Origin of the sequence: Shigella sp. FJ200513 (assembly GCF_040495915.1) — a bacterium.
Classification (GTDB): domain Bacteria; phylum Pseudomonadota; class Gammaproteobacteria; order Enterobacterales; family Enterobacteriaceae; genus ECMA0423.
Map to the genome: position 1 here is coordinate 1 of NZ_JBDYCV010000057.1, position 25,819 is coordinate 25,819.

Sequence of the window (25,819 nt, forward strand, 5' to 3'; positions counted from 1 at the left end):
TTCAGGGAAAAATATCATCAGATGGCTGCTTAAAAAAAGAACAAATGGTAGTGTCCGCTATTGCCAGTACACCTCAATCTGCTGTTCCAGGACGTAGAACAGATGGACCGGGTTTGCCGCCACTTCTACATGATCGAAGTTGAACACGCGGGAGAGGATCTTAAACGCAAAACGCGTCGACAGACCGTTCATCCCTTCATCGACACCGGCGTAGTCACGATATTCCTGATACGACTTGGCTTTCGGATCGGTGTCTTTCAGACTTTCGCCATCATAAACCCGCATCTTTGAATAAATGCTGGAGTTTTCTGGCTCTTTCAGGCGCGAAAGAATGGAAAAACGTGACAGTGTTTCGAGCGTGCCAGGGGCGCATGGGGCGTGAGTCAATTCACTGTGATTAAGCAATTTCTCGTAGATTTTGATCTCTTCGGAAATGCGCAAGCAATACGGCACCTTCACGATGTAAACACGGTCGAGGAAGGCTTCGTTGTTTTTGTTATTACGGAAAGTGACCCATTCGGACTTGTTCGAGTGGGCGAGAATAATCCCGTTGAACGGCAGGGCGGAGATACCTTCCGTCCCGTTGTAGTTACCTTCCTGAGTGGCGGTTAACAAGGGATGCAGCACTTTTATCGGTGCTTTAAACATCTCAACGAATTCCATGATCCCCTGATTGGCGCGGCACAGCGCACCGGAATAGCCGTAGGCGTCCGGGTCATTCTGCGCGTAGTGTTCGAGTTTACGAATATCGACTTTCCCAACCAGCGCGGAGATGTCCTGGTTGTTCTCATCACCGGGTTCCGTTTTGGCGATAGCAATTTGTTGCAGAATTGACGGCCAGACCTTCACTACCCGGAACTTAGTGATATCGCCACCAAATTCATGCAGGCGTTTTGCCGCCCATGGCGACATGATGGTGCCGAGATAACGGCGAGGAATGCCATACTCTTTTTCCAGAATCTGAGCATCTTCCTGCGGATTGAAAAGACAGAACGGATGATCGTTGACCGGGCTACGCTCACCGTTGGCGCTCAATACATAAATCGGTACGAGCTGCATTAATGATTTCAGTCGCTCAGCAAGCGATGATTTACCCCCACCCACAGGCCCCAGCAGATACAGGATTTGTTTCTTCTCTTCCAGCCCCTGAGCCGCGTGTTTCAGATAAGAGACAATCTGTTCAATCGCGTCTTCCATGCCGTAAAACTCTTCAAATGCCGGATAACGTGCAATGACCCGGTTAGAAAAGAGTCGAGAAAGTCTGGGGTCCTGGGCTGTATCGACCATGACAGGCTCACCGATAGCCATCAATAGCCGCTCAGCCGCGTTGGCATAAGCACTGCGATCTTGCCGACAAGTGGTAAGAAACTCCTGCAGTGTGAACTCTTCGTCCTTGGCAGCTTCATATCGCTGGCGATAGTGATCGAATATATTCATGGTATGCCGTCCTTTCGTTTTTTAGCACAGGTTAAGAGCCGTTCATATGAATAGTAGAGGCTCCCGGAAGAGGTAAACTGAACGACGTCTCTTGCTAAAACACAGCAACTCTCATGCCATTTTATCGACGATGAGAACAACGTGCCCGGTGATACACCTTCAAAATTAAGCGTAGATGGCAAATGGAAAACTTGCCTGCACGGCTTTCTTAATTTCAATGGCATATCAACAACTCATCCATAAATTTTGCATAATTAATGTAAAGACCAGGCTCGCCAGTAACGCTAAATCCATTTGGCTGTAAGCGCGGTGTCATCCGCGGCAGGAAAATTAAACAGTTACTTTAAAAAATGAAAACGTAAAAAGGTTGGGTTTCGATGTATTGACGGGTAAACTTTGTCGCCCGCTAAACATTTGTTTAAGGAATGATTAATTGTGACCAAACTCAAACTTCTGGCACTTGGAGTGCTTATCGCAACGTCTGCAGGCGTAGCGCACGCTGAAGGTAAATTTTCCCTGGGCGCAGGCGTAGGTGTCGTTGAGCACCCATATAAAGATTACGATACCGATGTTTACCCAGTACCGGTAATCAACTATGAAGGCGATAACTTCTGGTTCCGTGGCTTAGGTGGTGGTTACTACCTGTGGAATGACGCAACGGATAAACTTTCAATTACCGCTTACTGGTCGCCGCTTTACTTCAAAGCGAAAGACAGTGGCGATCACCAAATGCGTCACCTGGATGACCGTAAGAGCACCATGATGGCTGGTCTGTCTTATGCTCACTTTACCCAGTACGGTTACCTGCGTACCACCCTGGCTGGCGATACCCTGGATAACAGCAACGGCATTGTCTGGGATATGGCCTGGTTGTATCGTTACACCAACGGTGGCCTGACCGTGACTCCGGGTATTGGTGTGCAGTGGAACAGCGAAAACCAGAACGAATACTATTATGGCGTATCGCGCAAAGAGTCCGCTCGCAGCGGTCTGCGTGGCTATAACCCGAATGACAGCTGGAGCCCTTACCTTGAGCTGAGCGCCAGCTACAACTTCCTCGGCGACTGGAGTGTTTACGGTACCGCGCGCTACACCCGTCTGTCTGATGAAGTTACTGACAGCCCGATGGTGGATAAATCCTGGACTGGCCTGATTTCTACCGGGATCACCTACAAATTCTGATAATGCATCTTTCCAGGGCATTTTGTGCATAAAAACAGGGCGTCACGCCCTGTTTTGCATTACGGTGGTGCAATACCTGGGAGGAAACAATGCAACAAAAAATGATTCAATTTAGTGGCGATGTCTCACTGCCAGCCATAGGGCAGGGAACATGGTATATGGGCGAAGATGCCAGTCAGCGCAAAACAGAAGTTGCTGCACTACGCGCAGGCATTGAACTCGGTTTAACCCTCATTGATACCGCCGAAATGTATGCCGATGGCGGTGCCGAAAAGGTGGTTGGGGAAGCATTAACCGGTCTGCGAGAGAAGGTCTTTCTCGTCTCTAAAGTCTATCCGTGGAATGCTGGCGGGCAAAAAGCGATAAATGCATGCGAAGCCAGTTTACGCCGTCTCAATACTGACTATCTCGATCTCTACTTATTACACTGGTCTGGCAGTTTCGCTTTTGAAGAGACTGTTGCTGCGATGGAAAAATTGATCGCCCAGGGAAAAATCCGTCGCTGGGGCGTTTCTAACCTTGGTTATGCCGATATGCAGGAACTCTGGCAGCTGCCGGGGGGAAATCAGTGTGCCACTAATCAGGTGCTTTACCATCTCGGTTCACGAGGGATTGAGTACGATCTACTCCCCTGGTGCCAGCAACAGCAGATGCCGGTGATGGCTTACAGTCCATTAGCCCAGGCCGGGCGGTTGCGCAATGGACTGTTAAAAAACGCGGTAGTCAACGAAATTGCACATGTCCAACAACATGCAGCTGCGCTTGAGGTCGAACTTTCGTCAGCGGAATTAGCTATGCTGGATAAGGCATATCCGGCACCAAAAGGAAAAACTGCGCTGGATATGGTGTGATGTTGATACGTGCCGGATGCATCGCACCCGGCACACAACATTAACGCAAATTAACGTTTGGCAACGCGAATGGATTGCGCCAGATGTGCAGGTTTCTCTTTGGTGACTTTTTGCGTTTCTGAAGCGTAAGCCGTTTCTACACAAACAAAGGTCTTGTAGCCATCGTCCGGCATGTCGCCCATGCTAACTGAAAGCGCCGGTCCCGGGTTCCAGCCGACAACGTTCAGATGATGCTGGTGGCCTACGGCGATAATACGATTCAGCGCTTCATCATTAATCACGCTGCAATCTTGCGGATTCAGATACACGCGATCGGTACGGTCAGGGAAGGTCTGAATACCGTCGGTCAGTACATCTTCTTTCGCGTCATTCACTTTATCAATGAAGCGATCGCCCAGCCCACTGACGCTTACCTTAGCGATATCACCCACGTTAAAGTAGGTATGCAGGGCAGAGGTGGTTTCAAATTCGCCATGTGATTCAAGATCGATTTCACAGGTTTTACCCACGCGGAAATGCGCTAACAGCGTAAAGTCGTGCGGCCAGAATTTTTTCGTCTCTTCGCTTTGTGTCAATTCAAAAGTCAGCGCTACGCCATCAGCATCTTCATGATGTGATTTCAGCGTCCACGGCAGGTTGCGGGCAAAACCGTGCGCAGGCAGACCTTGTTGTGCCGCCGGACCAAACCACGGCCAGCAAACCGGTACGCCACCGCGAATAGCGACGCCATTTTTGAACGGTGTGTTGTTGCTCAACCACAGAACTTCTTCTTCACCCGCAGGTTTCCACGAGAGAAGGTGTGCGCCCTGTAATGCAAAAGAGGCTTTTACCTGGGGATGATCGACCACAATGAGGTCCAGTTCATCCAGTTTACGACGGGAGAGGACAGGGGAGATTTGTTCGATGACCGGAAGGGCAAAAATTTTCTTAATCATGACGCAGTCCTTTAACTTCATTTTATCAGGTAAAAAAAAGAGCGACCGAAGTCGCTCTTTTTAGATCACAGTGTCATCTCAACTTATTTGGAGATGTGAGCGATCAGGTCCAGAACTTTGTTGGAGTAACCGGTTTCGTTGTCGTACCAGGATACCAGTTTCACGAAGTTGTCGTTCAGAGCGATACCAGCTTTAGCATCGAACACGGAAGTGCAAACTTCGCCGTTGAAATCGGTAGATACTACGTCATCTTCGGTGTAGCCCAGAACGCCTTTCATTTCGCCTTCAGCAGCAGCTTTAACGGCAGCTTTGATCTGCTCGTAAGTTGCAGCTTTTTCCAGACGAACGGTCAGGTCAACTACGGATACGTTCGGGGTCGGAACGCGGAACGCCATACCAGTCAGTTTGCCATTCAGTTCTGGCAGTACTTTACCTACAGCTTTAGCAGCACCGGTAGAGGACGGGATGATGTTCTGGGAAGCGCCGCGGCCGCCGCGCCAGTCTTTGTGAGACGGGCCATCAACGGTTTTCTGAGTAGCGGTAGTAGCGTGAACGGTGGTCATCAGACCTTCGATGATGCCGAAGTTATCGTTGATAACTTTAGCCAGCGGAGCCAGGCAGTTGGTGGTGCAGGAAGCGTTGGAAACGATGTCCTGGCCAGCATATTTGTCGAAGTTAGCGCCTTTAACGAACATCGGAGTGTTGTCTTTAGACGGACCAGTCATAACCACTTTCTTCGCACCAGCGGTGATGTGTTTACGAGCAGTTTCGTCAGTCAGGAACAGACCAGTTGCTTCAGCGACAACGTCAACACCCACTTCGTCCCATTTCAGGTTAGCCGGATCACGTTCAGCGGTAACACGGATTTTTTTACCGTTAACGATCAGATGACCGTCTTTCACTTCAACGGTACCGTCGAAACGGCCGTGAGTGGAGTCATATTTCAGCATGTATGCCATGTAATCAGCGTCTAACAGGTCGTTGATTGCAACGATCTCGATGTCAGAACGTTTCTGAGCAGCACGGAAAACAATGCGACCGATACGGCCAAAACCGTTGATACCTACTTTGATAGTCATATATTCCACCAGCTATTTGTTAGTGAATAAAAGGTTGCCTGTAAAATTACAAAAACCTTACGCAGCGTCAAGCGGAATCGTGTCAATCATTGCGACAAATCAATCCTGTGCCTAAGCATTACGCGACTGACTCGCCTCACTTTTCCTTTGGGCTTGAGACCACATGGGGTCGGCGCCCCGAATTTTAAAGGGCAATTACGATAAAAATGTGATTTTCATCACGATTTAGGTGCAGCCATTTCGTCGAGATCAAGTTTAGGACAAAATTTTGCCAGTTGGTGTTAATGTTTTGTTAGAATCAGTCACGTAATGTGAGCACGATTAAAGTGAGATGTGAGTAAATGGCGAATAAACCTTCGGCAGAAGAACTGAAAAAAAATTTGTCCGAGATGCAGTTTTACGTGACGCAGAATCATGGGACAGAACCGCCATTTACGGGTCGTTTACTGCATAACAAGCGTGACGGCGTATATCACTGTTTGATCTGCGATGCCCCGCTGTTTCATTCCGAAACCAAGTATGATTCCGGCTGTGGCTGGCCCAGTTTCTACGAACCGGTGAGTGAAGAATCCATTCGTTATATCAAAGACTTGTCACATGGAATGCAGCGCATAGAAATTCGTTGCGGTAACTGTGATGCCCATCTGGGGCATGTCTTTCCCGACGGGCCGCAACCAACAGGCGAACGTTATTGTGTTAACTCTGCTTCTTTACGCTTCACTGATGGCGAAAACGGCGAAGAAATCAACGGTTGAAAAAACGATTCAGCAACTTATTCCACAGGAGCGGAAAAATTATGAATCTTGATGACATTATCAACAGCATGACGCCTGAGGTATACCAGCGTTTGTCGACCGCCGTTGAACTGGGGAAATGGCCTGATGGCGTTGCGTTGACCGAGGAACAAAAAGAGAATTGCCTGCAACTGGTGATGCTGTGGCAAGCCCGCCATAATACCGAAGCACAGCATATGACAATTGACACAAATGGTCAGATGGTCATGAAGAGCAAACAGCAGTTAAAAGAAGATTTTGGTATCTCAGCAAAGCCTATTGCCATGTTTAAGTAAGTGGTTCATCCCCTTTTTGCCGCGGCTATGAAGGGGATAGCCAACAATGACCCCACGACTCGTCTCAATTATCTCGACCCGACCTGGCTAAGTCCCAGTCCGATCTCTTGCAGTCGCGTTCACGCCTGAATGACTTCTCCTGAACTTAAGTCTCAGACCTATTTGGCCGGTAATCCCTCTCGAATTTGCTCTTTTTGCGTCCCGCCTTCCACCAACCTGTAACAGACCCAGCCATTTTCTGCGTAATTGTGATTTGAGTTGTAAAATGCAGGTCATTATCTGTGTTGTGCAGATTTAATATTGACCTCAAAAATCATGTGGGTAAGTATGATGGCCATCTAAGCAAAACAAAACACAGAGGATGACGCAATGAAAGCACTGGCTCGGTTTGGCAAGGCCTTTGGCGGCTACAAGATGATTCATGTCCCACAACCCATTTGTGGCCCGGAAGACGTAGTGACTGAAATTAAAGCCGCGGCAATCTGCGGCGCAGACATGAAGCACTACAATGTCGATAGCGGTTCTGATGAGTTTAACTCTATCCGCGGCCATGAGTTCGCAGGTTGTATTGCGCAGGTTGGTGAAAAAGTCAAAGACTGGAAAGTGGGGCAACGCGTCGTGTCGGATAACAGCGGTCACGTTTGCGGCGTTTGTCCGGCCTGTGAACAGGGTGATTTTCTGTGTTGTACAGAAAAAGTAAACCTTGGTCTGGATAACAATACCTGGGGCGGTGGTTTTTCCAAATATTGTCTGGTTCCTGGTGAAATTCTCAAAATTCATCGTCATGCGTTGTGGGAAATCCCTGATGGTGTTGATTATGAGGACGCAGCCGTACTTGACCCTATCTGTAATGCCTATAAATCCATCGCGCAGCAATCGAAATTCCTTCCTGGTCAGGATGTTGTCGTCATTGGCACTGGCCCACTCGGGCTGTTTTCCGTACAAATGGCGCGGATTATGGGGGCGGTAAATATCGTCGTCGTTGGTCTGCAAGAAGATGTGGCGGTCCGCTTCCCGGTTGCAAAAGAACTGGGGGCGACGGCAGTAGTAAATGGTTCTACCGAAGATGTGGTGGCGCGCTGCCAGCAAATTTGTGGCAAAGATAATCTGGGACTGGTGATTGAATGCTCCGGTGCCAATATCGCACTGAAACAAGCCATCGAAATGCTCCGCCCGAATGGGGAAGTGGTACGCGTTGGAATGGGCTTCAAACCTCTTGATTTCTCGATTAATGACATTACCGCCTGGAATAAAAGCATCATTGGGCATATGGCCTATGACTCCACCTCATGGCGTAACGCTATCCGGCTATTAGCCAGCGGCGCTATCAAAGTCAAACCGATGATCACGCATCGTATCGGCCTGTCGCAATGGCGCGAAGGGTTTGATGCGATGGTCGATAAAACCGCAATCAAAGTGATCATGACTTACGACTTTGATGAATAACTACTCTCCTGAAGGAACGTTATCGCATGGAACAGATAACAAAACCGCATTGTGGTGCACGGCTGGATCGCTTACCGGATTGCCGCTGGCATTCGTCAATGTTTGCCATCGTCGCGTTTGGCTTGCTTGTCTGCTGGAGTAATGCCGTTGGTGGCTTGATCCTCGCGCAGCTGAAAGCGTTGGGCTGGACAGATAATTCCACTACAGCCACATTCTCAGCAATCACGACCGCCGGAATGTTTCTCGGTGCGCTGGTGGGCGGCATCATTGGCGACAAAACCGGTCGCAGAAATGCGTTCATCCTCTATGAGGCCATTCATATTGCCTCGATGGTTGTCGGTGCTTTCTCACCGAATATGGATTTTCTTATTGCCTGCCGTTTTGTGATGGACGTTGGGCTGGGAGCTTTACTGGTTACACTGTTTGCTGGTTTCACCGAATATATGCCCGGTAGAAATCGCGGAACGTGGTCCAGTCGGGTTTCCTTTATTGGCAACTGGTCATATCCGCTCTGCTCACTGATTGCGATGGGACTCACGCCGCTGATTAGTGCAGAGTGGAACTGGCGGGTACAACTGCTTATTCCTGCAATATTGTCGCTTATCGCTACGGCGCTGGCCTGGCGCTACTTTCCTGAATCCCCGCGCTGGCTGGAATCGCGCGGACGGTATCAGGAAGCCGAGAAAGTCATGCGGAGTATAGAAGAAGGCGTCATACGCCAGACGGGTAAACCTTTGCCGCCTGTGGTTATTGCTGATGACGGTAAAGCGCCACAAGCGGTGCCGTATTCAGCCTTACTGACAGGAGTATTACTGAAACGCGTGATATTAGGCTCTTGTGTGCTGATTACCATGAACGTTGTGCAGTACACACTAATTAACTGGTTGCCAACAATATTCATGACCCAGGGGATTAATTTAAAAGACTCGATTGTTTTAAATACCATGAGTATGTTTGGCGCGCCATTTGGTATTTTTATTGCCATGCTGGTGATGGATAAAATTCCGCGTAAAACAATGGGTGTGGGGCTATTAATCCTGATTGCGGTGCTCGGATATATCTATTCACTGCAAACCAGTATGTTGCTCATAACGCTGATTGGTTTCTTCCTGATTACTTTCGTCTATATGTACGTTTGCTATGCCTCGGCAGTGTATGTCCCTGAAATCTGGCCGACAGAGGCCAAACTCCGTGGCTCCGGTCTGGCGAATGCGGTAGGGCGAATCAGTGGTATTGCCGCACCTTATGCCGTTGCAGTGCTGCTCAGTAGTTATGGTGTAACGGGAGTCTTTATTCTTCTGGGGGCTGTTTCAAATATTGTCGCAATTGCTATCGCCACCATTGGAATTGAAACCAAAGGTGTCTCCGTTGAAAGTTTAAGTATTGATGCAGTAGCCAATAAATAATACGGGTGGATTCAAAATGAAAAATTCAAAAGCAATATTGCAGGTGCCGGGCACAATGAAAATTATTTCAGCAGAAATACCAGTGCCTAAAGAAGATGAAGTTTTGATTAAAGTAGAATATGTCGGTATTTGTGGTTCAGATGTACATGGTTTTGAATCAGGCCCGTTTATTCCGCCTAAAGACCCAAATCAAGAAATTGGCCTGGGTCATGAATGCGCCGGGACGGTTGTGGCTGTGGGAAGCCGCGTGCGCAAATTTAAACCGGGGGATCGGGTAAATATCGAACCTGGCGTTCCTTGCGGTCACTGTCGTTACTGTCTGGAAGGCAAATATAACATCTGCCCGGACGTTGATTTTATGGCGACACAACCCAACTACCGCGGCGCATTAACGCACTATCTGTGTCATCCGGAGAGCTTTACTTACAAACTGCCCGACAATATGGACACGATGGAAGGGGCGCTGGTGGAGCCTGCCGCAGTCGGGATGCATGCCGCGATGCTGGCAGATGTTAAACCGGGTAAGAAGATAATTATTCTGGGAGCAGGTTGTATTGGTTTGATGACGTTGCAAGCGTGCAAATGCCTGGGCGCAACGGAAATTGCCGTCGTTGATGTACTGGAAAAACGTCTGGCAATAGGGGAACAGCCTGGTGCGACAGTGGTTATTAATGGCGCAAAAGAGGACACTATTGCACGCTGTCAGCAATTTACCGAAGACATGGGCGCAGATATTGTTTTCGAAACAGCGGGTTCTGCGGTCACCGTTAAACAGGCACCTTTAATCTGGTAATGCGCGGCGGTAAAATTATGATTGTTGGTACTGTACCCGGCGATTCGGCAATCAATTTCCTCAAAATCAATCGCGAAGTCACTATCCAGACGGTATTCCGCTATGCCAATCGTTATCCGGTCACGATTGAAGCTATTTCTTCAGGGCGATTCGATGTGAAATCGATGGTGACGCATATTTACGATTATCGGGATGTACAACAGGCATTTGAAGAGTCAGTTAACAACAAACGCGACATTATTAAAGGCGTTATTAAAATTAGCGATTAATTAATACGGGAGAACAGAACATGCTCGCAGATATCAGATATTGGGAAAACGATGCCACAAATAAATATTATGCAATTGCCCATTTTAACGTATGGAATGCAGAAATGTTGATGGGCGTTAAAGACGCAGCCGAAGAAGCGAAATCCCCGGTTATTATTTCTTTTAGTACAGGTTTTGTCGGTAACACCTCATTTGAAGATTTCTCTCACATGATGGTATCAATGGCACAAAAAGCAACGGTGCCGGTAATAACTCATTGGGATCATGGTCGGAGTATTGAGATTATTCATAACGCCTGGACTCATGGTATGAATTCATTAATGCGTGATGCTTCTGCATTTGATTTCGAAGAAAATATTCGTTTAACCAAAGAGGCTGTTGATTTCTTTCATCCGCTGGGTATTCCGGTAGAGGCGGAATTAGGGCATGTCGGTAATGAAACCGTTTATGAGGAAGCGCTGGCGGGCTATCACTATACCGATCCTGACCAGGCGGCTGAATTTGTTGAACGTACGGGCTGTGACTCATTGGCTGTCGCCATCGGCAACCAGCATGGGGTTTATACGTCAGAGCCGCAATTGAACTTTGAGGTCGTCAAACGCGTACGCGATGCTGTTTCTGTTCCGCTGGTTTTGCATGGCGCATCGGGGATCAGTGATGCCGACATTAAAACTGCAATTTCGTTGGGTATTGCGAAAATCAACATTCATACGGAGCTCTGTCAGGCCGCAATGGTAGCAGTGAAAGAAAACCAGGATCAGCCTTTCCTGCATTTAGAACGTGAAGTACGTAAAGCTGTAAAAGAACGGGCATTGGAAAAAATTGAACTGTTCGGTTCTGATGGCAAAGCGGAATAATGATATGGATAATCTCGACGTTATTTGTATAGGTGCCGCTATTGTTGATATTCCATTACAACCGGTCAGTAAAAATATCTTTGATGTGGATTCTTATCCTCTTGAAAGAATCGCAATGAGCACCGGGGGCGATGCAATAAATGAAGCAACAATTATTTCTCGTCTGGGGCATCGTACCGCATTAATGAGCCGCATTGGTAAAGATGCCTCAGGGCAATTTATTCTCGACCATTGTCGCAAAGAGAATATTGATATTCAAAGCCTGAAACAGGACGTCAGCATAGATACATCTATTAACGTTGGACTGGTGACGGAGGATGGCGAGCGGACGTTTGTCACGAACCGTAACGGCAGTTTGTGGAAATTAAATATTGACGATGTTGATTTTGCGCGGTTTCCTCAGGCGAAATTATTATCACTGGCCAGTATTTTCAACAGTCCTCTATTGGATGGTAAAGCGCTAACAGAAATTTTTACGCAAGCGAAAGCCCGGCAGATGATCATTTGTGCCGATATGATCAAACCGCGGTTGAATGAAACGCTGGATGATATTTGCGAAGCATTGAGTTATGTCGATTATCTGTTTCCAAATTTTGCCGAGGAAAAATTACTCACAGGGAAAGAGACACTGGATGAAATTGCTGACTGCTTTCTTGCGTGCGGCGTAAAAACGGTGGTGATTAAAACGGGTAAAGACGGCTGCTTTATCAAGCGTGGTGACATGACGATGAAGGTGCCGGCGGTCGCAGGAATAACCGCCATCGACACCATTGGCGCGGGCGATAACTTTGCTTCAGGTTTTATTGCGGCACTGTTAGAAGGCAAAAATCTGCGTGAATGCGCACGCTTTGCCAATGCAACGGCGGCTATCTCGGTTCTAAGCGTCGGTGCCACCACCGGCGTAAAAAACAGAAAGCTGGTCGAACAATTGCTGGAAGAATACGAAGGATAATGAAGGCAAATGAAAAAGATACCTTTAGGCACGACGGATATAACGCTTTCGCGAATGGGGTTGGGGACATGGGCCATTGGCGGCGGTCCTGCATGGAATGGCGATCTCGATCGGCAAATATGTATTGATACGATTCTTGAAGCCCATCGTTGTGGCATTAATCTGATTGATACTGCGCTAGGATATAACTTTGGCAATAGTGAAGTTATCGTCGGTCAGGCGTTAAAAAAACTGCCCCGTGAACAGGTTGTAGTAGAAACCAAATGCGGCATTGTCTGGGAACGAAAAGGAAGTTTATTCAACAAAGTTGGCGATCGGCAGTTGTATAAAAACCTTTCCCCGGAATCTATCCGCGAAGAGGTAGAAGCCAGCTTGCAACGTCTGGGTATTGATTACATCGATATCTATATGACGCACTGGCAGTCGGTGCCGCCATTTTTTACGCCGATAGCTGAAACTGTCGCAGTGCTTAATGAGTTAAAGGCTGAAGGGAAAATTCGCGCTATAGGCGCTGCTAACGTCGATGCTGACCATATCCGCGAGTATCTGCAATATGGTGAACTGGATATTATTCAGGCGAAATACAGTATTCTCGACCGGGCAATGGAAAACGAACTGCTGCCGCTATGTCGTGATAATGGCATTGTGGTTCAGGTTTATTCCCCGCTAGAGCAGGGATTGTTGACCGGCACTATCACTCGTGATTACGTTCCGGGCGGCGCTCGGGCAAATAAAGTCTGGTTCCAGCGTGAAAACATGCTGAAAGTGATTGATATGCTTGAACAGTGGCAGCCACTTTGTGCTCGTTATCAGTGCACAATTCCCACTCTGGCACTGGCGTGGATATTAAAACAGAGTGATTTAATCTCCATTCTTAGTGGGGCTACTGCACCGGAACAGGTACGCGAAAATGTCGCGGCACTGAATATCAACTTATCGGATGCAGACGCAACATTGATGAGGGAAATGGCAGAGGCCCTGGAGCGTTAAATACTCAACACGATTCACCTCTGTTTCTGTGAAAACTGTGATGAAAATCTGTGATTCAAATAGGTTATTTTGAAAGTAAACATCGGTTATGCGATAATCGCGCTAATGTGATGTAAAAAGATACAGGGGTGTAATCGTGGCGGCAAAAGACAGGATTCAGGCAATTAAGCAAATGGTTGCCAACGATAAAAAGGTGACAGTCTCAAATTTGAGTGGGATTTTTCAGGTAACCGAAGAAACCATTCGCCGCGATCTTGAGAAGCTGGAAGATGAAGGCTTTTTGACCAGAACCTATGGTGGTGCTGTTTTAAATACAGCGGTGTTGACGGAGAATATCCATTTTTATAAGCGCGCTTCATCGTTTTATGAAGAGAAGCTGCTTATTGCACGCAAGGCACTACCCTTTATCGACAATAAAACCACCATGGCAGCCGATTCCAGTAGTACCGTAATGGAATTGCTCAAATTGTTACAGGACCGTAGTGACCTGACGTTGCTAACCAACTCGGCGGAAGCGATTCATGTTCTGGCTCAGTCAGAAATTAAAGTCGTTTCAACGGGTGGGGAACTAAACAAAAATACACTTTCCCTGCAAGGAAGAATTACTAAAGAGATCATCAGCCGCTACCATGTCGATATCATGGTAATGAGTTGTAAAGGTCTTGATATTAACAGCGGCGCGCTGGACTCTAATGAAGCGGAAGCTGAAATCAAAAAGACAATGATCCGTCAGGCGACAGAAGTTGCGTTATTGGTTGATCACTCTAAGTTTGATCGTAAAGCTTTTGTCCAGTTAGCTGACTTTAGTCATATTAATTATATAATAACTGATAAATCACCGGGTGCAGAGTGGATAGCATTTTGCAAAGACAATAATATCCAGCTGGTGTGGTAATTTAAGCACACGTTGTCAATATTATTTGTTCCTGCGACTGGAAATAAAATGATGATAAAGATGCGGCAAGTGAATTTGCCGCAATTGCTACCTTTTATAGCAAATCCGAGGCACCCAATGGAACAATATGATCAAATTGGCGCAAGACTGGACCGCTTGCCTTTGGCCCGGTTTCATTATCGTATATTTGGTATAATAAGCTTTAGTCTGTTATTAACGGGGTTTTTGAGTTACTCAGGTAATGTCGTCTTAGCAAAGCTGGTAAGCAATGGATGGTCAAATAATTTCCTCTATGCCGCCTTTACCTCGGCATTAATGTTTGGTTATTTCATCGGCTCACTTACTGGTGGGTTTATTGGTGACTACTTTGGGCGGCGCAGGGCGTTTCGCATAAATCTTCTCATCGTCGGTATTGCTGCAACAGGGGCCGCTTTTGTCCCTGATATGTACTGGCTCATTTTCTTTCGCTTCCTGATGGGAACAGGAATGGGGGCGCTGATTATGGTTGGCTATGCCTCATTTACGGAGTTTATCCCCGCGACGGTGCGTGGAAAATGGTCCGCGCGGCTCTCATTTGTTGGTAACTGGTCGCCCATGCTGTCTGCGGCGATAGGCGTGGTGGTTATCGCTTTTTTTAGTTGGCGAATAATGTTTCTTCTGGGTGGTATTGGCATACTGTTAGCCTGGTTTCTCTCAGGTAAATACTTTATCGAGTCGCCACGATGGCTGGAAGGGAAAGGGCAAATCGCCGGTGCAGAAAGCCAACTTCGTGAAGTAGAGCAGCAAATTGAAAGGGAGAAGAGTATTCGTTTACCCCAGCTTACTTTGAACCAGAGCAACAGCAAGGTTAAGGTAATCAAGGGTACCTTCAGGCTCCTGTTTAAAGGGGAAATGTTACGACGTACATTAGTTGCGATAACTGTTTTAATTGCAATGAACATTTCGCTTTATACCATTACCGTATGGATACCGACCATATTTGTTAACTCCGGCATTGATGTCGATAAATCAATATTAATGACCGCTGTTATTATGATTGGTGCTCCGGTAGGAATATTTATTGCGGCATTAATTATTGATCATTTTCCTCGTCGATTATTTGGCTCCGCCTTACTTATTATTATTGCCGTGTTAGGCTATATCTATTCAAGTCAGACTACAGAGTGGGCGATTTTAATCTATGGTCTGGTGATGATCTTCTTTTTATACATGTATGTTTGCTTCGCGTCGGCGGTTTATATCCCGGAGCTTTGGCCAACGCATTTACGCCTGCGCGGTTCGGGTTTCGTTAATGCCGTCGGACGGATCGTCGCAGTTTTCACGCCCTATGGCGTTGCGGCATTATTAACACATTATGGGTCGATCACGGTGTTTATGGTGCTTGGTGTCATGTTAGTGCTCTGTGCGCTGGTTCTCTCCATTTTTGGCATCGAAACGCGGAAGGTGTCGCTGGAAGAGATTTCTGAGGTGAATTAAATCTTTCGTTGATGGCATCAATTGCCAGATGTACCACTGACGTGTTTTATTTGGCCTACAATGCCAGTACAGAATTGTAGGCCAGCGTAAAATTACCCCTGCGTCTCTTCCCAGTCTGCCAGCGTATATAGCGTTGCCCCAGCTGCTGACATCTCCATAAACGCGTGTGCACTGTCCTGGGGCTGGATATTCACGCCACGACAGCCATCGGTAATCACGTTTACCTTATAACCTAACTGTAACGCGTCCAGCACGGTAAACTTCACGCAATAGTCAGTAGCCAGGCCCATAACGATCAATTCATCGATTTCATGATCGCGCAACCAGTCATCAAGCGCGGTTTTCTGCCGACGTCCGTTATCAAAAAAGGCACTGTAACTGTCAACTAAAGGATTTTCGCCTTTATGGAACACCGCTGCGATCTCTTTTTGATTCAGTAACGGATGTAATTGTGCGCCTTCACTGTTCTGCACACAGTGTTCAGGCCAGAAAGTTTGCCGCAGGCCGCCGAGTTGGCCTGGCGTATAAGGCTCTACGCCGTGCTGGCTGGCAAAGCTGCCGTGATTCGCCGGATGCCAGTCCTGGCTGGCGATAACCGCTTCTCCGCGCGACTGGCACCAGTCAATAAGGCGGTTAGCAACCTCCACCGTACTGTCACCTTCCGGTACGGCGAGCGCGCCACCAGCACAGAAATCATTTTGTAAATCGACCAGTAACAGGGCGCGATGGGGCATTGCAGTCTCCTTAATCATCCGGCGTCAGTTCGCCGCGCAGGTTTTGGCTCATGGCCTTGCGAATGGTTTCAGTATCCAGTTCCTGGCTCAGCAGGTAATGCAGTTTGGTTAGCGTGGCTTCTACAGTCATATCTGCACCGTCAATAACGCCGGCATGGGCGAGGGCGTTACCGGTGGCATAACCACTCATATTCACTTTACCGGACATACATTGTGTCAGGTTGACCACCACAATACCGCGATCGCTGGCTTCTTGTAATTCCTGCAGGAAGGCTTTGTTTTGTGGCGCATTACCCACGCCATAGGAGCGCAGAATCAATGCTTTCACCGGTTGGCGCAGAAAATTGCGCACGACGTCAGCAGAAATCCCTGGATAAATCGTCACCACGCCAATTGGTTGTGGCGTGATTGGATGAACGATTAATTCCCCTTCACCGTGCGGGGCGGGTGGCGTATTCAAACGACGAATATGGATACCAGCTTCCAGTAACGGAGGAAGGTTTGGAGAGGCAAACGCATCAAAACCATCGGCATGGGCTTTGGTAGTGCGGTTGCCGCGATACAATCGGTTATTGAAAAAGAGCGTTACTTCGTTGATCGGATAATTCGGCGCAACGTACAACGCATTCAGCAGATTAATTTGTCCGTCAGAGCGTAACTCAGCCAGCGGGATTTGTGACCCTGTCACAATGACCGGTTTACCGAGATTCTCGAGCATGAACGACAGCGCAGAGGCGGTATACGCCATCGTGTCGGTACCGTGTAGAATGACAAAACCATCATAGTCGTCATAGTGCGCTTTAATATCTTCAGCAATATGCTGCCAGTCTTCCGGCGTCATATCAGAAGAATCCATCAACGGCGTATATTCATGAATGGTGAAATCTGGCATCTCCGGGCGATGGAATTCCGGCATCAGCGCCAGTTGGCGTTGTAGATGACCTGACACCGGAATATAACCCTGCTCGGAACGCTGCATCCCGATGGTCCCGCCCGTGTAGGCGACGTAAATTGATTTCTTTTGCATGATATTGATATGAATGATATCGAAAGAGCAAAAGTATATACGTGAGGCAGGAGGAGCGCACCTGATACTATGCGGATAAGGAAATATGGGGCGAGACAGCGGGAAGAGGATTCGTCGAGGTAAAAAATAATGTGGCCGACGATCTGTCGGCCACTCAGTACAAGACTTAACGCACGTTGGCGCAGGTCAGGCAAAACGCATAACGGTTTTGTGGGTCGTTAAACGCGGCCAGCTTGTCGCTTTCACTTTTAACGGTAGAGGCTACCGAGGCAAGCGGTGCAGGTAACATGGCCTGGAACGCATCTGGCAACATTGCCCGGACAGAACCAGACATGTTGTCCATCACTTTGTCGAAGAAGGTCGGTTCATCAACGTAGTATTCCAGATGCCACTGTTTCACTTTTGCGAGCTCTGCTGCTTTGGCAACCGCATCATCGAAATCCCCGAGACTATCGACCAGCCCGTTAGCTTTTGCATCCTGACCGGTCCAGACGTGGCCCTGGGCGATTTTATCAATTTGCTCCGGCGTCGAATGACGCGCATCAGCAACCAGCGTGATAAAGCGTTTATAGCCATTCTCAATGCTTAATTGCATCATCTGCTGCGCTTCCGGCGGCAGTGCCCTGGTGATAGAAACATCCGCCAGCGGTGAAGTTGAGACACCATCAGTATGAACACCAATCGAATCCAGACTATTTTCTACGGTGGTGATCACGCCGAAGATACCGATAGAACCGGTCAGGGTGCTGGGGTTAGCCACAATGTAATTAGCTGGCGTGGAAATCCAGTAACCACCAGATGCCGCCATGCCGCCCATCGATACAACCACAGACTTACCCGCTGCCCGGGCTGCTGCCAGTTCAGCGCGAATCACTTCAGACGCGGTAACGCTGCCGCCTGGGCTATTAACACGCAGGACAATCGCTTTCACTTTCGGGTCAAGGCGAGCGTCGCGGATTTGTGCCGCAGTGGTATCACCGCCAACATTCCCCTGAGTTTCCTCGCCATCCATAATTGCGCCATTAGCGAAGACGACACCGATGCTGTCACCGGTATCTGCCGGCGTTTTCAATGCGTAATCGTAATAACTGATGGCGCGATAATTTTTATCAGTCTTACTCCAGCCGAACTCTTTGGTCAGAGCTTTTTCGATTTCGGCACTCGATGCCAGTGCATCGACCAGCTTGTTTTCCAGTGCATATTTCGCGGTATCGCCACCGGTTTTGGTTAAACCCTCAAGCAACCCTTGCGCGCCAGGGAATACCTGCTGAGCAGGGATCTGCCGGTTAGCGGCAACAGTATTCAGATAGTTTTGCCACAGCTCACCAATCCAGCGGCTGTCAGCTTCGCGGGCTGCCGGTGACATATCATCACGAATAAACGGTTCAACGGCAGATTTATACGTACCCACGCGGAACACATGGGTGGAAACTTTCAGCTTATCCAGCAACGATTTGTAGTACAGACCGTTGGTAGCAAAACCGTGCAGATCAACCACGCCTTGCGGTGACAGCCAAATTTTATTGGCGAAACTGGCGAGATAATATTGCCCCTGGCTGTAGTTCTCGCCAACGGCATAAACCGGTTTCCCGCTGTCACGAAACTCTTTCAGGGCTTTGCCGATGTACTGCATAGACGGCTGGTCGCCGCCTGCGAAGTTTTTCAGATCCATCACGATACCGGTGATATTGCGGTCGTCCTTCGCCTGGCGAATGGTGTTGACGATATCAAACAGTGAGTTTTCCTGCAGACGATCGGAACTGGCACCAAGCAGCTGGCGGCTTAATTTACTAAACCGCTGAGAACTGTCTGGTTTATCGACGATCACACCAGAAATGTCCAGCAGCAGTGCGCCACGACTGGCCGTTTCTTTCGAATCACCACCACTGACCTGCATCCAGATCCCCACACCAACCAGTACGAGGAAAATAAAGAACAGGTTAAGTACCATTTCACGGACGAAATTCAGCAGACGCCACGTCCATTTAAAAAATCCGGCAATAAATCGCCAAAGGGTTCGCATGTATTCTCCCAACTTAAGGTCACACCTGTCACAGGCGCAATAGATGTGGTTATCGTAATGACCCAACCGGCACTTGTCAGCAGGAATTGCGGACTGTGCTGTAACAAAATCCACTCTCGTGTTAATTTTGTGAATAAATATCACGACAGGAGTTAATCAAATGGATGCACTCGAACTATTGATCAATCGCCGTAGCGCCTCCCGCCTGGCTGAACCCGCGCCAACGGGTGAACAACTGCAAAACATCCTGCGTGCGGGTATGCGTGCGCCGGACCATAAGTCCATGCAACCGTGGCATTTTTTTGTGATTGAAGGGGAAGGGTGCGAGCGTTTCAGCGCCGTACTGGAACAGGGGGCGATTGCTGCCGGTAGTGATGATAAAGCTATCGACAAAGCCCGTAATGCGCCGTTCCGCGCACCGCTCATCATCACGGTGGTGGCGAAATGCAAAGAAAATCATAAAGTCCCGCGATGGGAACAGGAAATGTCTGCCGGATGCGCGGTCATGGCGATGCAAATGGCAGCCGTTGCCCAGGGATTTGGCGGCATCTGGCGCAGTGGCGCATTAACTGAAAGTCCGGTAGTGCGTGAAGCATTCGGTTGCCGTGAGCAGGATAAAATTGTCGGTTTTCTCTACCTCGGCACGCCGCAGTTGAAAGCATCTACGTCGATTAACGTCCCGGACCCGACGCCGTTTGTAACTTATTTCTGATAATTGTCGCGAAACTGTCTGGATTGTGAGCAAAGGCGCAGGAATTCAGACACTCTCACTTATCACTTCACGGAATGAGGGTTACCATACCCGGATTGCATTGACAGGAGATGTCCATGAGCGAGAACTCGATTCGTTTGACCCAATACAGCCACGGAGCTGGTTGCGGCTGTAAAATTTCCCCAAAAGTGTTGGAAACCATCCTGCACAGTGAGCAGGCGAAGTTTGTTGATCCGAATTTGCTTGTGGGTAATGAAACCCGCGACGATGCGGCGGTGTACGATCTGGGCAATGGCACCAGCGTTATCAGTACCACCGACTTCTTTATGCCGATCGTTGATAATCCTTTCGATTTTGGCCGCATTGCGGCGACTAACGCCATCAGCGATATCTTCGCGATGGGGGGCAAACCGATTATGGCGATTGCGATCCTCGGCTGGCCGATTAACAAACTTTCCCCGGAAATTGCCCGCGAAGTAACCGAAGGTGGACGCTATGCATGCCGTCAGGCGGGTATTGCGCTGGCTGGCGGTCACTCCATCGATGCGCCGGAGCCGATTTTTGGTCTGGCGGTAACGGGGATCGTACCGACCGAGCGGGTGAAGAAAAACAGTACCGCACAAGCCGGATGCAAACTGTTCCTGACGAAACCGCTGGGGATCGGCGTTCTTACCACGGCTGAGAAAAAATCACTGTTGAAACCAGAACATCAGGGACTGGCGACGGAAGTGATGTGCCGGATGAACATCGCAGGCGCGTCCTTTGCCAACATCGAAGGCGTAAAAGCGATGACCGACGTTACGGGCTTTGGTCTGCTGGGCCACTTGAGCGAAATGTGTCAGGGGGCTGGTGTGCAGGCACGCGTCGACTATGAAGCGATCCCGAAACTCCCCGGTGTTGAAGAGTACATTAAGTTGGGCGCAGTACCTGGCGGCACTGAACGTAACTTTGCCAGCTACGGTCATCTGATGGGTGAAATGCCGCGTGAAGTGCGCGATCTGCTGTGCGATCCGCAAACTTCTGGCGGTTTGCTGCTGGCGGTCATGCCGGAAGCAGAAAATGAGGTTAAAACTACAGCCGCCGAGTTTGGCATTGAACTGACGGCGATTGGCGAACTGGTGCCAGCGCGCGGCGGTCGTGCCATGGTTGAGATCCGTTAATTTAATGCGGTTGTTTATTGCCGAAAAACCGAGTCTGGCGCGCGCCATTGCTGATGTCCTGCCCAAACCGCACCGGAAAGGCGATGGCTTTATCGAGTGCGGTAATGGTCAGGTGGTGACTTGGTGTATCGGTCACCTGCTTGAGCAGGCGCAGCCAGACGCCTACGACAGCCGCTATGCGCGCTGGAATCTTGCGGATTTGCCGATTGTCCCGGAAAAGTGGCAATTACAGCCACGACCCTCCGTGACCAAACAACTTAACGTCATCAAACGCTTCCTGCATGAAGCCAGCGAAATCGTTCACGCCGGGGACCCGGATCGTGAAGGGCAATTGCTGGTGGATGAAGTGCTGGACTATCTGCAACTGGCACCGGAAAAGCGCCAGCAGGTGCAGCGTTGCTTGATAAACGACCTGAACCCGCAGGCGGTTGAGCGGGCGATCGACCGTCTTCGTTCCAACAGTGAGTTTGTGCCATTGTGCGTTTCTGCGCTGGCGCGAGCGCGTGCCGACTGGCTGTACGGCATCAATATGACCCGTGCGTATACCATTCTCGGTCGCAATGCCGGTTATCAGGGCGTACTTTCCGTGGGACGCGTGCAGACACCCGTGCTCGGGCTGGTGGTGCGCCGCGATGAAGAGATTGAAAACTTCGTGGCGAAAGACTTCTTTGAAGTCAAAGCACATATCGTGACACCTGCCGATGAGCGGTTTACCGCTATCTGGCAACCGAGCGAAGCGTGTGAACCGTACCAGGATGAAGAAGGGCGCTTGTTACATCGTCCACTGGCGGAGCATGTGGTTAACCGCATTAGTGGTCAACCGGCTATTGTCACCAGCTATAACGATAAACGGGAATCAGAATCCGCGCCGCTGCCGTTTTCGCTTTCGGCGTTGCAGATTGAAGCGGCAAAACGCTTCGGTCTGAGCGCGCAGAACGTGCTTGATATCTGCCAGAAGCTGTACGAAACGCACAAGCTAATCACTTATCCGCGTTCCGATTGTCGCTATTTGCCAGAAGAACATTTTGCCGGACGCCACGCGGTGATGAATGCCATCAGCGTTCATGCACCGGATCTGTTGCCGCAGCCAGTGGTAGATCCAGATATACGCAACCGCTGTTGGGATGACAAAAAGGTCGATGCGCACCACGCCATCATCCCGACCGCACGGAGTTCTGCGATCAACCTGACGGAGAACGAAGCGAAGGTCTATAACCTGATTGCCCGTCAATACCTGATGCAGTTCTGCCCGGATGCGGTGTTCCGCAAGTGTGTTATCGAACTGGACATTGCCAAAGGCAAATTTGTCGCTAAAGCCCGTTTTCTTGCTGAAGCAGGCTGGCGCACGCTGTTAGGCAGCAAAGAGCGCGATGAAGAAAACGACGGCACGCCATTGCCTGTGGTGGCGAAAGGCGATGAGTTGCTGTGTGAAAAAGGTGAAGTGGTAGAGCGGCAAACCCAGCCGCCGCGCCATTTTACCGATGCAACACTGCTTTCGGCGATGACCGGGATCGCGCGCTTTGTGCAGGACAAAGATCTGAAAAAGGTCCTTCGTGCGACCGATGGTCTGGGGACAGAAGCAACCCGTGCCGGGATTATTGAACTGCTGTTCAAGCGTGGTTTTCTGACCAAAAAAGGGCGCTATATCCACTCCACCGACGCCGGAAAAGCGTTATTCCATTCGCTGCCAGAAATGGCGACGCGACCGGACATGACCGCGCACTGGGAATCGGTGCTGACGCAAATCAGCGAAAAGCAGTGTCGCTATCAGGACTTTATGCAGCCGCTGGTGGGGACGCTATATCAGCTTATTGATCAAGCCAAACGTACGCCGGTGCGGCAGTTTCGCGGCATTGTGGCTCCGGGCAGTGGTGGCAGTGCTGATAAGAAAAAGGCTGCACCGCGTAAACGTAGTGCGAAAAAAAGTCCGCCAGCAGATGAAGCCGGAAGCGGGGCGATAGCGTAAGCGAGCGAATCTTTCGTGCTATTCGAGTCATATTCTGAAATATCCAGCGGATCAAGAAAGTTCGTTGGATATTTTTTTGCATGGATAAAATTATCGCCTCTAAAGTATGTAATAACAGGGAATGTGATGAAAAAAGTTTTATTGCAAAACCATCCTGGGAGCGAGAAGTATTCTTTTAATGGCTGGGGAATATTTAATAGTAATTTTGAACGGGTGATTAAAGAAAATAAGGCCATGCTGCTTTGTAAGTGGGGGTTTTATTTAACATGTGTTGTCGCTGTAATGTTTGTATTCGCAGCGATAACATCCAACGGTTTGAATGAAAGAGGCCTGATTACCGCGGGATGCTCTTTTCTTTATCTATTAATTATGATGGGGCTTATTGTTCGGGCCGGTTTTAAAGCAAAAAAAGAACAACTGCATTATTATCAGGCTAAAGGTATTGAGCCGCTCAGTATCGAGAAGTTACAGGCGCTACAATTGATCGCACCTTATCGATTCTATCATAAGCAATGGTCTGAAACGCTAGAGTTCTGGCCGCGAAAGCCTGAACCTGGCAAAGATACCTTCCAATATCATGTGCTTCCTTTTGACTCGATCGATATCATCAGTAAAAGACGCGAGTCTTTAGAGAATCAATGGGGTATCGAAGATAGCGAAAGTTATTGTGCCTTAATGGAGCATTTTCTTTCTGGCGACCATGGAGCCAATACCTTTAAAGCAAACATGGAGGAAGCCCCAGAGCAGGTTATCGCCTTGTTGAATAAATTTGCTGTTTTTCCCTCAGACTATATCTCTGATTGCGCTAATAATCGCTCCGGTAAATCCTCGGCGAAGCTAATATGGGCGGCGGAATTATCATGGATGATCTCGATATCAAGCACAGCTTTTCAAAACGGGACAATTGAAGAAGAACTGGCCTGGCATTATATAATGCTTGCTTCTCGAAAGGCGCACGAGTTGTTCGAAAGCGAAGAAGATTATCAAAAAAATAGTCTAATGGGATTTCTTTACTGGCATATCTGCTGCTATCGCAGAAAGTTAACGGATGCTGAACTTGAAGCGTGTTATCGTTACGACAAGCAGTTTTGGGAGCACTACAGTAAGAAATGCCGTTGGCCCATAAGAAATGTTCCCTGGGGAGCATCATCCGTTAAATACTCATAAACGCCTGAAATTTTGCCGGGGGCGCTGCGCTTGACCGGCCTACATTAGAGCGTAACTGCAATGAATTGTGCCCATCTGTAGGCCTGATAAGCGTAGCGCCATCAGGCATTTACAACTTAAATCACACCCTGCGCCAGCATCGCATCGGCAACCTTCACAAAACCGGCAATGTTCGCGCCCTGCACGTAGTTGGTTTGCTCACCTTCACCACCATGCTCAACACAGGCATGGTGGATATCCAGCATGATGTGATGCAAACGTGCGTCAACTTTCTCGGCTTTCCAGCCCAGGCGCGCAGCGTTTTGTGCCATTTCCAGGCCCGACGTTGCTACACCGCCAGCATTAGCCGCTTTACCCGGTGCAAACAGTACGCCTGCCTGCTGGAACAGTTCAGTCGCTTCGATGGTGGTCGGCATATATGCCCCTTCAGCGACGGCTTTAACGCCATTGGCGATAAGCTGATGCGCGGCGTCAACATCCAGTTCGTTCTGGGTGGCGCAAGGCAGGGCGATATCAACCGGTACAGACCACGGCTGTTGGCCTTCGAGATAGACCAGACCAAATTCTTTGGCGTAATCTGCCGCTCGACCATCGCGGCTGGCTTTGATTTCGATAAGACGTGCCAGTTTCTCTTTCGTGAATCCGCTTTCATCAACTACAGTGCCGCTGGAGTCTGACGCAGTGATCACACGAGCACCAAATTCCATCGCTTTTTCGATAGCGTACTGGGCGACGTTGCCGGAGCCAGAAACGGAAACGCTCATCCCTTCAAAACCCATACCGTGGCGTTTTAACATTGCTTCTGTGAAATAAACCAGACCGTAGCCGGTAGCTTCCGGGCGAATAAGACTACCGCCAAATGAAAGGCCCTTACCGGTGAAGACGCAGGCGGTATTGTTGGAGAGCTTTTTCATCATCCCCGCCATAAAGCCGACTTCACGACCACCAACGCCGATATCACCTGCCGGAACGTCGGTATCCGCGCCCAGGTGGCGATACAGTTCAGTCATCAGCGTCTGGCAAAAACGCATCACTTTACCTTCGCTTTTTCCTTTCGGATCGAAATCGCTGCCGCCTTTACCACCGCCCATCGGCAGGGTAGTCAGGGCATTTTTGAAGGTTTGTTCAAAGCCGAGGAATTTGAGAATGGAAAGGTTAACTGACGGATGGAAGCGCATACCGCCTTTGTACGGGCCGATGGCAGAGCTGAACTGCACACGCCATGCACGGTTGACCTGTATCTGGTTGCGATCATCAACCCATACCACGCGAAACTGGATCACGCGCTCCGGTTCAACCAGACGCTCCAGTAATGACTAGACTGGCCCCCTGAATCTCCAGACAACCAGTATCACTTATTTAAGTGATAGTCTTAATACTAGTTTTTAGACTA

The 25,819-nt window shown here is 49.0% G+C and carries 21 protein-coding genes and 2 pseudogenes; 16 read left to right on the forward strand and 7 right to left on the reverse strand.

Annotation, left to right across the window (positions count from 1 at the left end; genetic code table 11):
- Nucleotides 1–72 precede the first annotated feature (72 nt).
- A pseudogene (gene yeaG / locus ABZJ92_RS13245) lies at nucleotides 73–1,437 on the reverse strand (protein kinase YeaG); the annotation flags it as partial.
- A gap of 435 nt (nucleotides 1,438–1,872) precedes the next feature.
- Here yeaG and mipA point away from each other — a divergent pair.
- Both mipA and ABZJ92_RS13255 read left to right on the forward strand, forming a co-directional pair.
- Nucleotides 1,873–2,619 (forward strand): scaffolding protein MipA, encoded by a 747-nt coding sequence (gene mipA, locus ABZJ92_RS13250; RefSeq protein ID WP_000163771.1) that lies wholly within the window; start codon nucleotides 1,873–1,875, stop codon nucleotides 2,617–2,619.
- A gap of 89 nt (nucleotides 2,620–2,708) precedes the next feature.
- On the forward strand, nucleotides 2,709–3,470 hold the full coding sequence (locus tag ABZJ92_RS13255; protein ID WP_001186355.1) for an aldo/keto reductase: 762 nt from the start codon (nucleotides 2,709–2,711) through the stop codon (nucleotides 3,468–3,470).
- 50 nt (nucleotides 3,471–3,520) lie between these two features.
- On the opposite strand, the gene ABZJ92_RS13260 is transcribed toward ABZJ92_RS13255, so the two are convergent.
- Nucleotides 3,521–4,405: a D-hexose-6-phosphate mutarotase gene (locus tag ABZJ92_RS13260; protein WP_001343163.1), complete on the reverse strand. Its 885-nt coding sequence runs from the start codon at nucleotides 4,403–4,405 to the stop codon at nucleotides 3,521–3,523.
- Nucleotides 4,406–4,488: 83 nt separating this feature from the next.
- Nucleotides 4,489–5,484, reverse strand: coding sequence for a glyceraldehyde-3-phosphate dehydrogenase (gene gapA, locus ABZJ92_RS13265; protein ID WP_000153502.1), 996 nt, complete (start codon nucleotides 5,482–5,484; stop codon nucleotides 4,489–4,491).
- A gap of 341 nt (nucleotides 5,485–5,825) precedes the next feature.
- On the opposite strand from gapA, the gene msrB reads away from it, so the two are divergent.
- From msrB to ABZJ92_RS13315, 10 genes and pseudogenes are all read left to right on the forward strand, one after another.
- Nucleotides 5,826–6,239, forward strand: coding sequence for a peptide-methionine (R)-S-oxide reductase MsrB (msrB, locus tag ABZJ92_RS13270; RefSeq protein WP_001284613.1), 414 nt, complete (start codon nucleotides 5,826–5,828; stop codon nucleotides 6,237–6,239).
- A 41-nt stretch (nucleotides 6,240–6,280) separates the two neighbouring features.
- Nucleotides 6,281–6,553, forward strand: coding sequence for a YeaC family protein (locus ABZJ92_RS13275; protein WP_001046790.1), 273 nt, complete (start codon nucleotides 6,281–6,283; stop codon nucleotides 6,551–6,553).
- Between the two features lie 369 nt (nucleotides 6,554–6,922).
- A complete protein-coding gene (locus tag ABZJ92_RS13280; RefSeq protein ID WP_000645228.1) occupies nucleotides 6,923–7,999 on the forward strand; it encodes a zinc-binding dehydrogenase in 1,077 nt (358 codons plus the stop codon).
- Nucleotides 8,000–8,025: 26 nt separating this feature from the next.
- Nucleotides 8,026–9,405 (forward strand): MFS transporter, encoded by a 1,380-nt coding sequence (locus tag ABZJ92_RS13285; RefSeq protein WP_000435276.1) that lies wholly within the window; start codon nucleotides 8,026–8,028, stop codon nucleotides 9,403–9,405.
- Nucleotides 9,406–9,421: 16 nt separating this feature from the next.
- Nucleotides 9,422–10,467 (forward strand): annotated as a pseudogene (locus tag ABZJ92_RS13290) (NAD(P)-dependent alcohol dehydrogenase).
- Nucleotides 10,468–10,487: 20 nt separating this feature from the next.
- Nucleotides 10,488–11,324, forward strand: coding sequence for a ketose-bisphosphate aldolase (locus tag ABZJ92_RS13295; protein WP_000878905.1), 837 nt, complete (start codon nucleotides 10,488–10,490; stop codon nucleotides 11,322–11,324).
- Nucleotides 11,325–11,328: 4 nt separating this feature from the next.
- The gene (locus tag ABZJ92_RS13300) at nucleotides 11,329–12,276 is read left to right on the forward strand and encodes a sugar kinase (RefSeq protein WP_005049924.1); all 948 of its coding nucleotides are present in this window, start codon (nucleotides 11,329–11,331) and stop codon (nucleotides 12,274–12,276) included.
- 9 nt (nucleotides 12,277–12,285) lie between these two features.
- Complete coding sequence (gene ydjG, locus ABZJ92_RS13305; protein WP_000723702.1) at nucleotides 12,286–13,266, forward strand: NADH-dependent methylglyoxal reductase; 981 nt, start codon at nucleotides 12,286–12,288, stop codon at nucleotides 13,264–13,266.
- A gap of 136 nt (nucleotides 13,267–13,402) precedes the next feature.
- Complete coding sequence (locus tag ABZJ92_RS13310) at nucleotides 13,403–14,161, forward strand: DeoR/GlpR family DNA-binding transcription regulator (RefSeq protein WP_000719101.1); 759 nt, start codon at nucleotides 13,403–13,405, stop codon at nucleotides 14,159–14,161.
- Between the two features lie 117 nt (nucleotides 14,162–14,278).
- A complete protein-coding gene (locus tag ABZJ92_RS13315) occupies nucleotides 14,279–15,637 on the forward strand; it encodes an MFS transporter (RefSeq protein WP_005062509.1) in 1,359 nt (452 codons plus the stop codon).
- Between the two features lie 92 nt (nucleotides 15,638–15,729).
- Here the strand turns inward: ABZJ92_RS13315 and pncA are convergent, their stop codons facing one another.
- The 3 genes from pncA to sppA form a co-directional block, all read right to left on the reverse strand.
- The gene (pncA, locus tag ABZJ92_RS13320; protein ID WP_001120538.1) at nucleotides 15,730–16,371 is read right to left on the reverse strand and encodes a bifunctional nicotinamidase/pyrazinamidase; all 642 of its coding nucleotides are present in this window, start codon (nucleotides 16,369–16,371) and stop codon (nucleotides 15,730–15,732) included.
- A gap of 10 nt (nucleotides 16,372–16,381) precedes the next feature.
- The gene (gene ansA, locus ABZJ92_RS13325; RefSeq protein WP_001170174.1) at nucleotides 16,382–17,398 is read right to left on the reverse strand and encodes an asparaginase; all 1,017 of its coding nucleotides are present in this window, start codon (nucleotides 17,396–17,398) and stop codon (nucleotides 16,382–16,384) included.
- 166 nt (nucleotides 17,399–17,564) lie between these two features.
- Complete coding sequence (gene sppA / locus ABZJ92_RS13330) at nucleotides 17,565–19,421, reverse strand: signal peptide peptidase SppA (protein ID WP_001259829.1); 1,857 nt, start codon at nucleotides 19,419–19,421, stop codon at nucleotides 17,565–17,567.
- Nucleotides 19,422–19,581: 160 nt separating this feature from the next.
- On the opposite strand from sppA, the gene ABZJ92_RS13335 reads away from it, so the two are divergent.
- From ABZJ92_RS13335 to ABZJ92_RS13350, 4 genes are all read left to right on the forward strand, one after another.
- A complete protein-coding gene (locus ABZJ92_RS13335) occupies nucleotides 19,582–20,133 on the forward strand; it encodes an NAD(P)H nitroreductase (RefSeq protein ID WP_000339264.1) in 552 nt (183 codons plus the stop codon).
- A gap of 116 nt (nucleotides 20,134–20,249) precedes the next feature.
- Entirely contained in the window at nucleotides 20,250–21,293 is a 1,044-nt protein-coding gene (gene selD / locus ABZJ92_RS13340; protein WP_001370476.1) for a selenide, water dikinase SelD, read from the forward strand.
- Nucleotides 21,294–21,297: 4 nt separating this feature from the next.
- On the forward strand, nucleotides 21,298–23,259 hold the full coding sequence (topB, locus tag ABZJ92_RS13345) for a DNA topoisomerase III (RefSeq protein ID WP_001235813.1): 1,962 nt from the start codon (nucleotides 21,298–21,300) through the stop codon (nucleotides 23,257–23,259).
- A gap of 126 nt (nucleotides 23,260–23,385) precedes the next feature.
- Entirely contained in the window at nucleotides 23,386–24,426 is a 1,041-nt protein-coding gene (locus ABZJ92_RS13350; RefSeq protein WP_000756955.1) for a DUF1266 domain-containing protein, read from the forward strand.
- A gap of 116 nt (nucleotides 24,427–24,542) precedes the next feature.
- Here the strand turns inward: ABZJ92_RS13350 and gdhA are convergent, their stop codons facing one another.
- A complete protein-coding gene (gene gdhA / locus ABZJ92_RS13355; RefSeq protein ID WP_077696322.1) occupies nucleotides 24,543–25,736 on the reverse strand; it encodes an NADP-specific glutamate dehydrogenase in 1,194 nt (397 codons plus the stop codon).
- Nucleotides 25,737–25,819 lie beyond the last annotated feature (83 nt).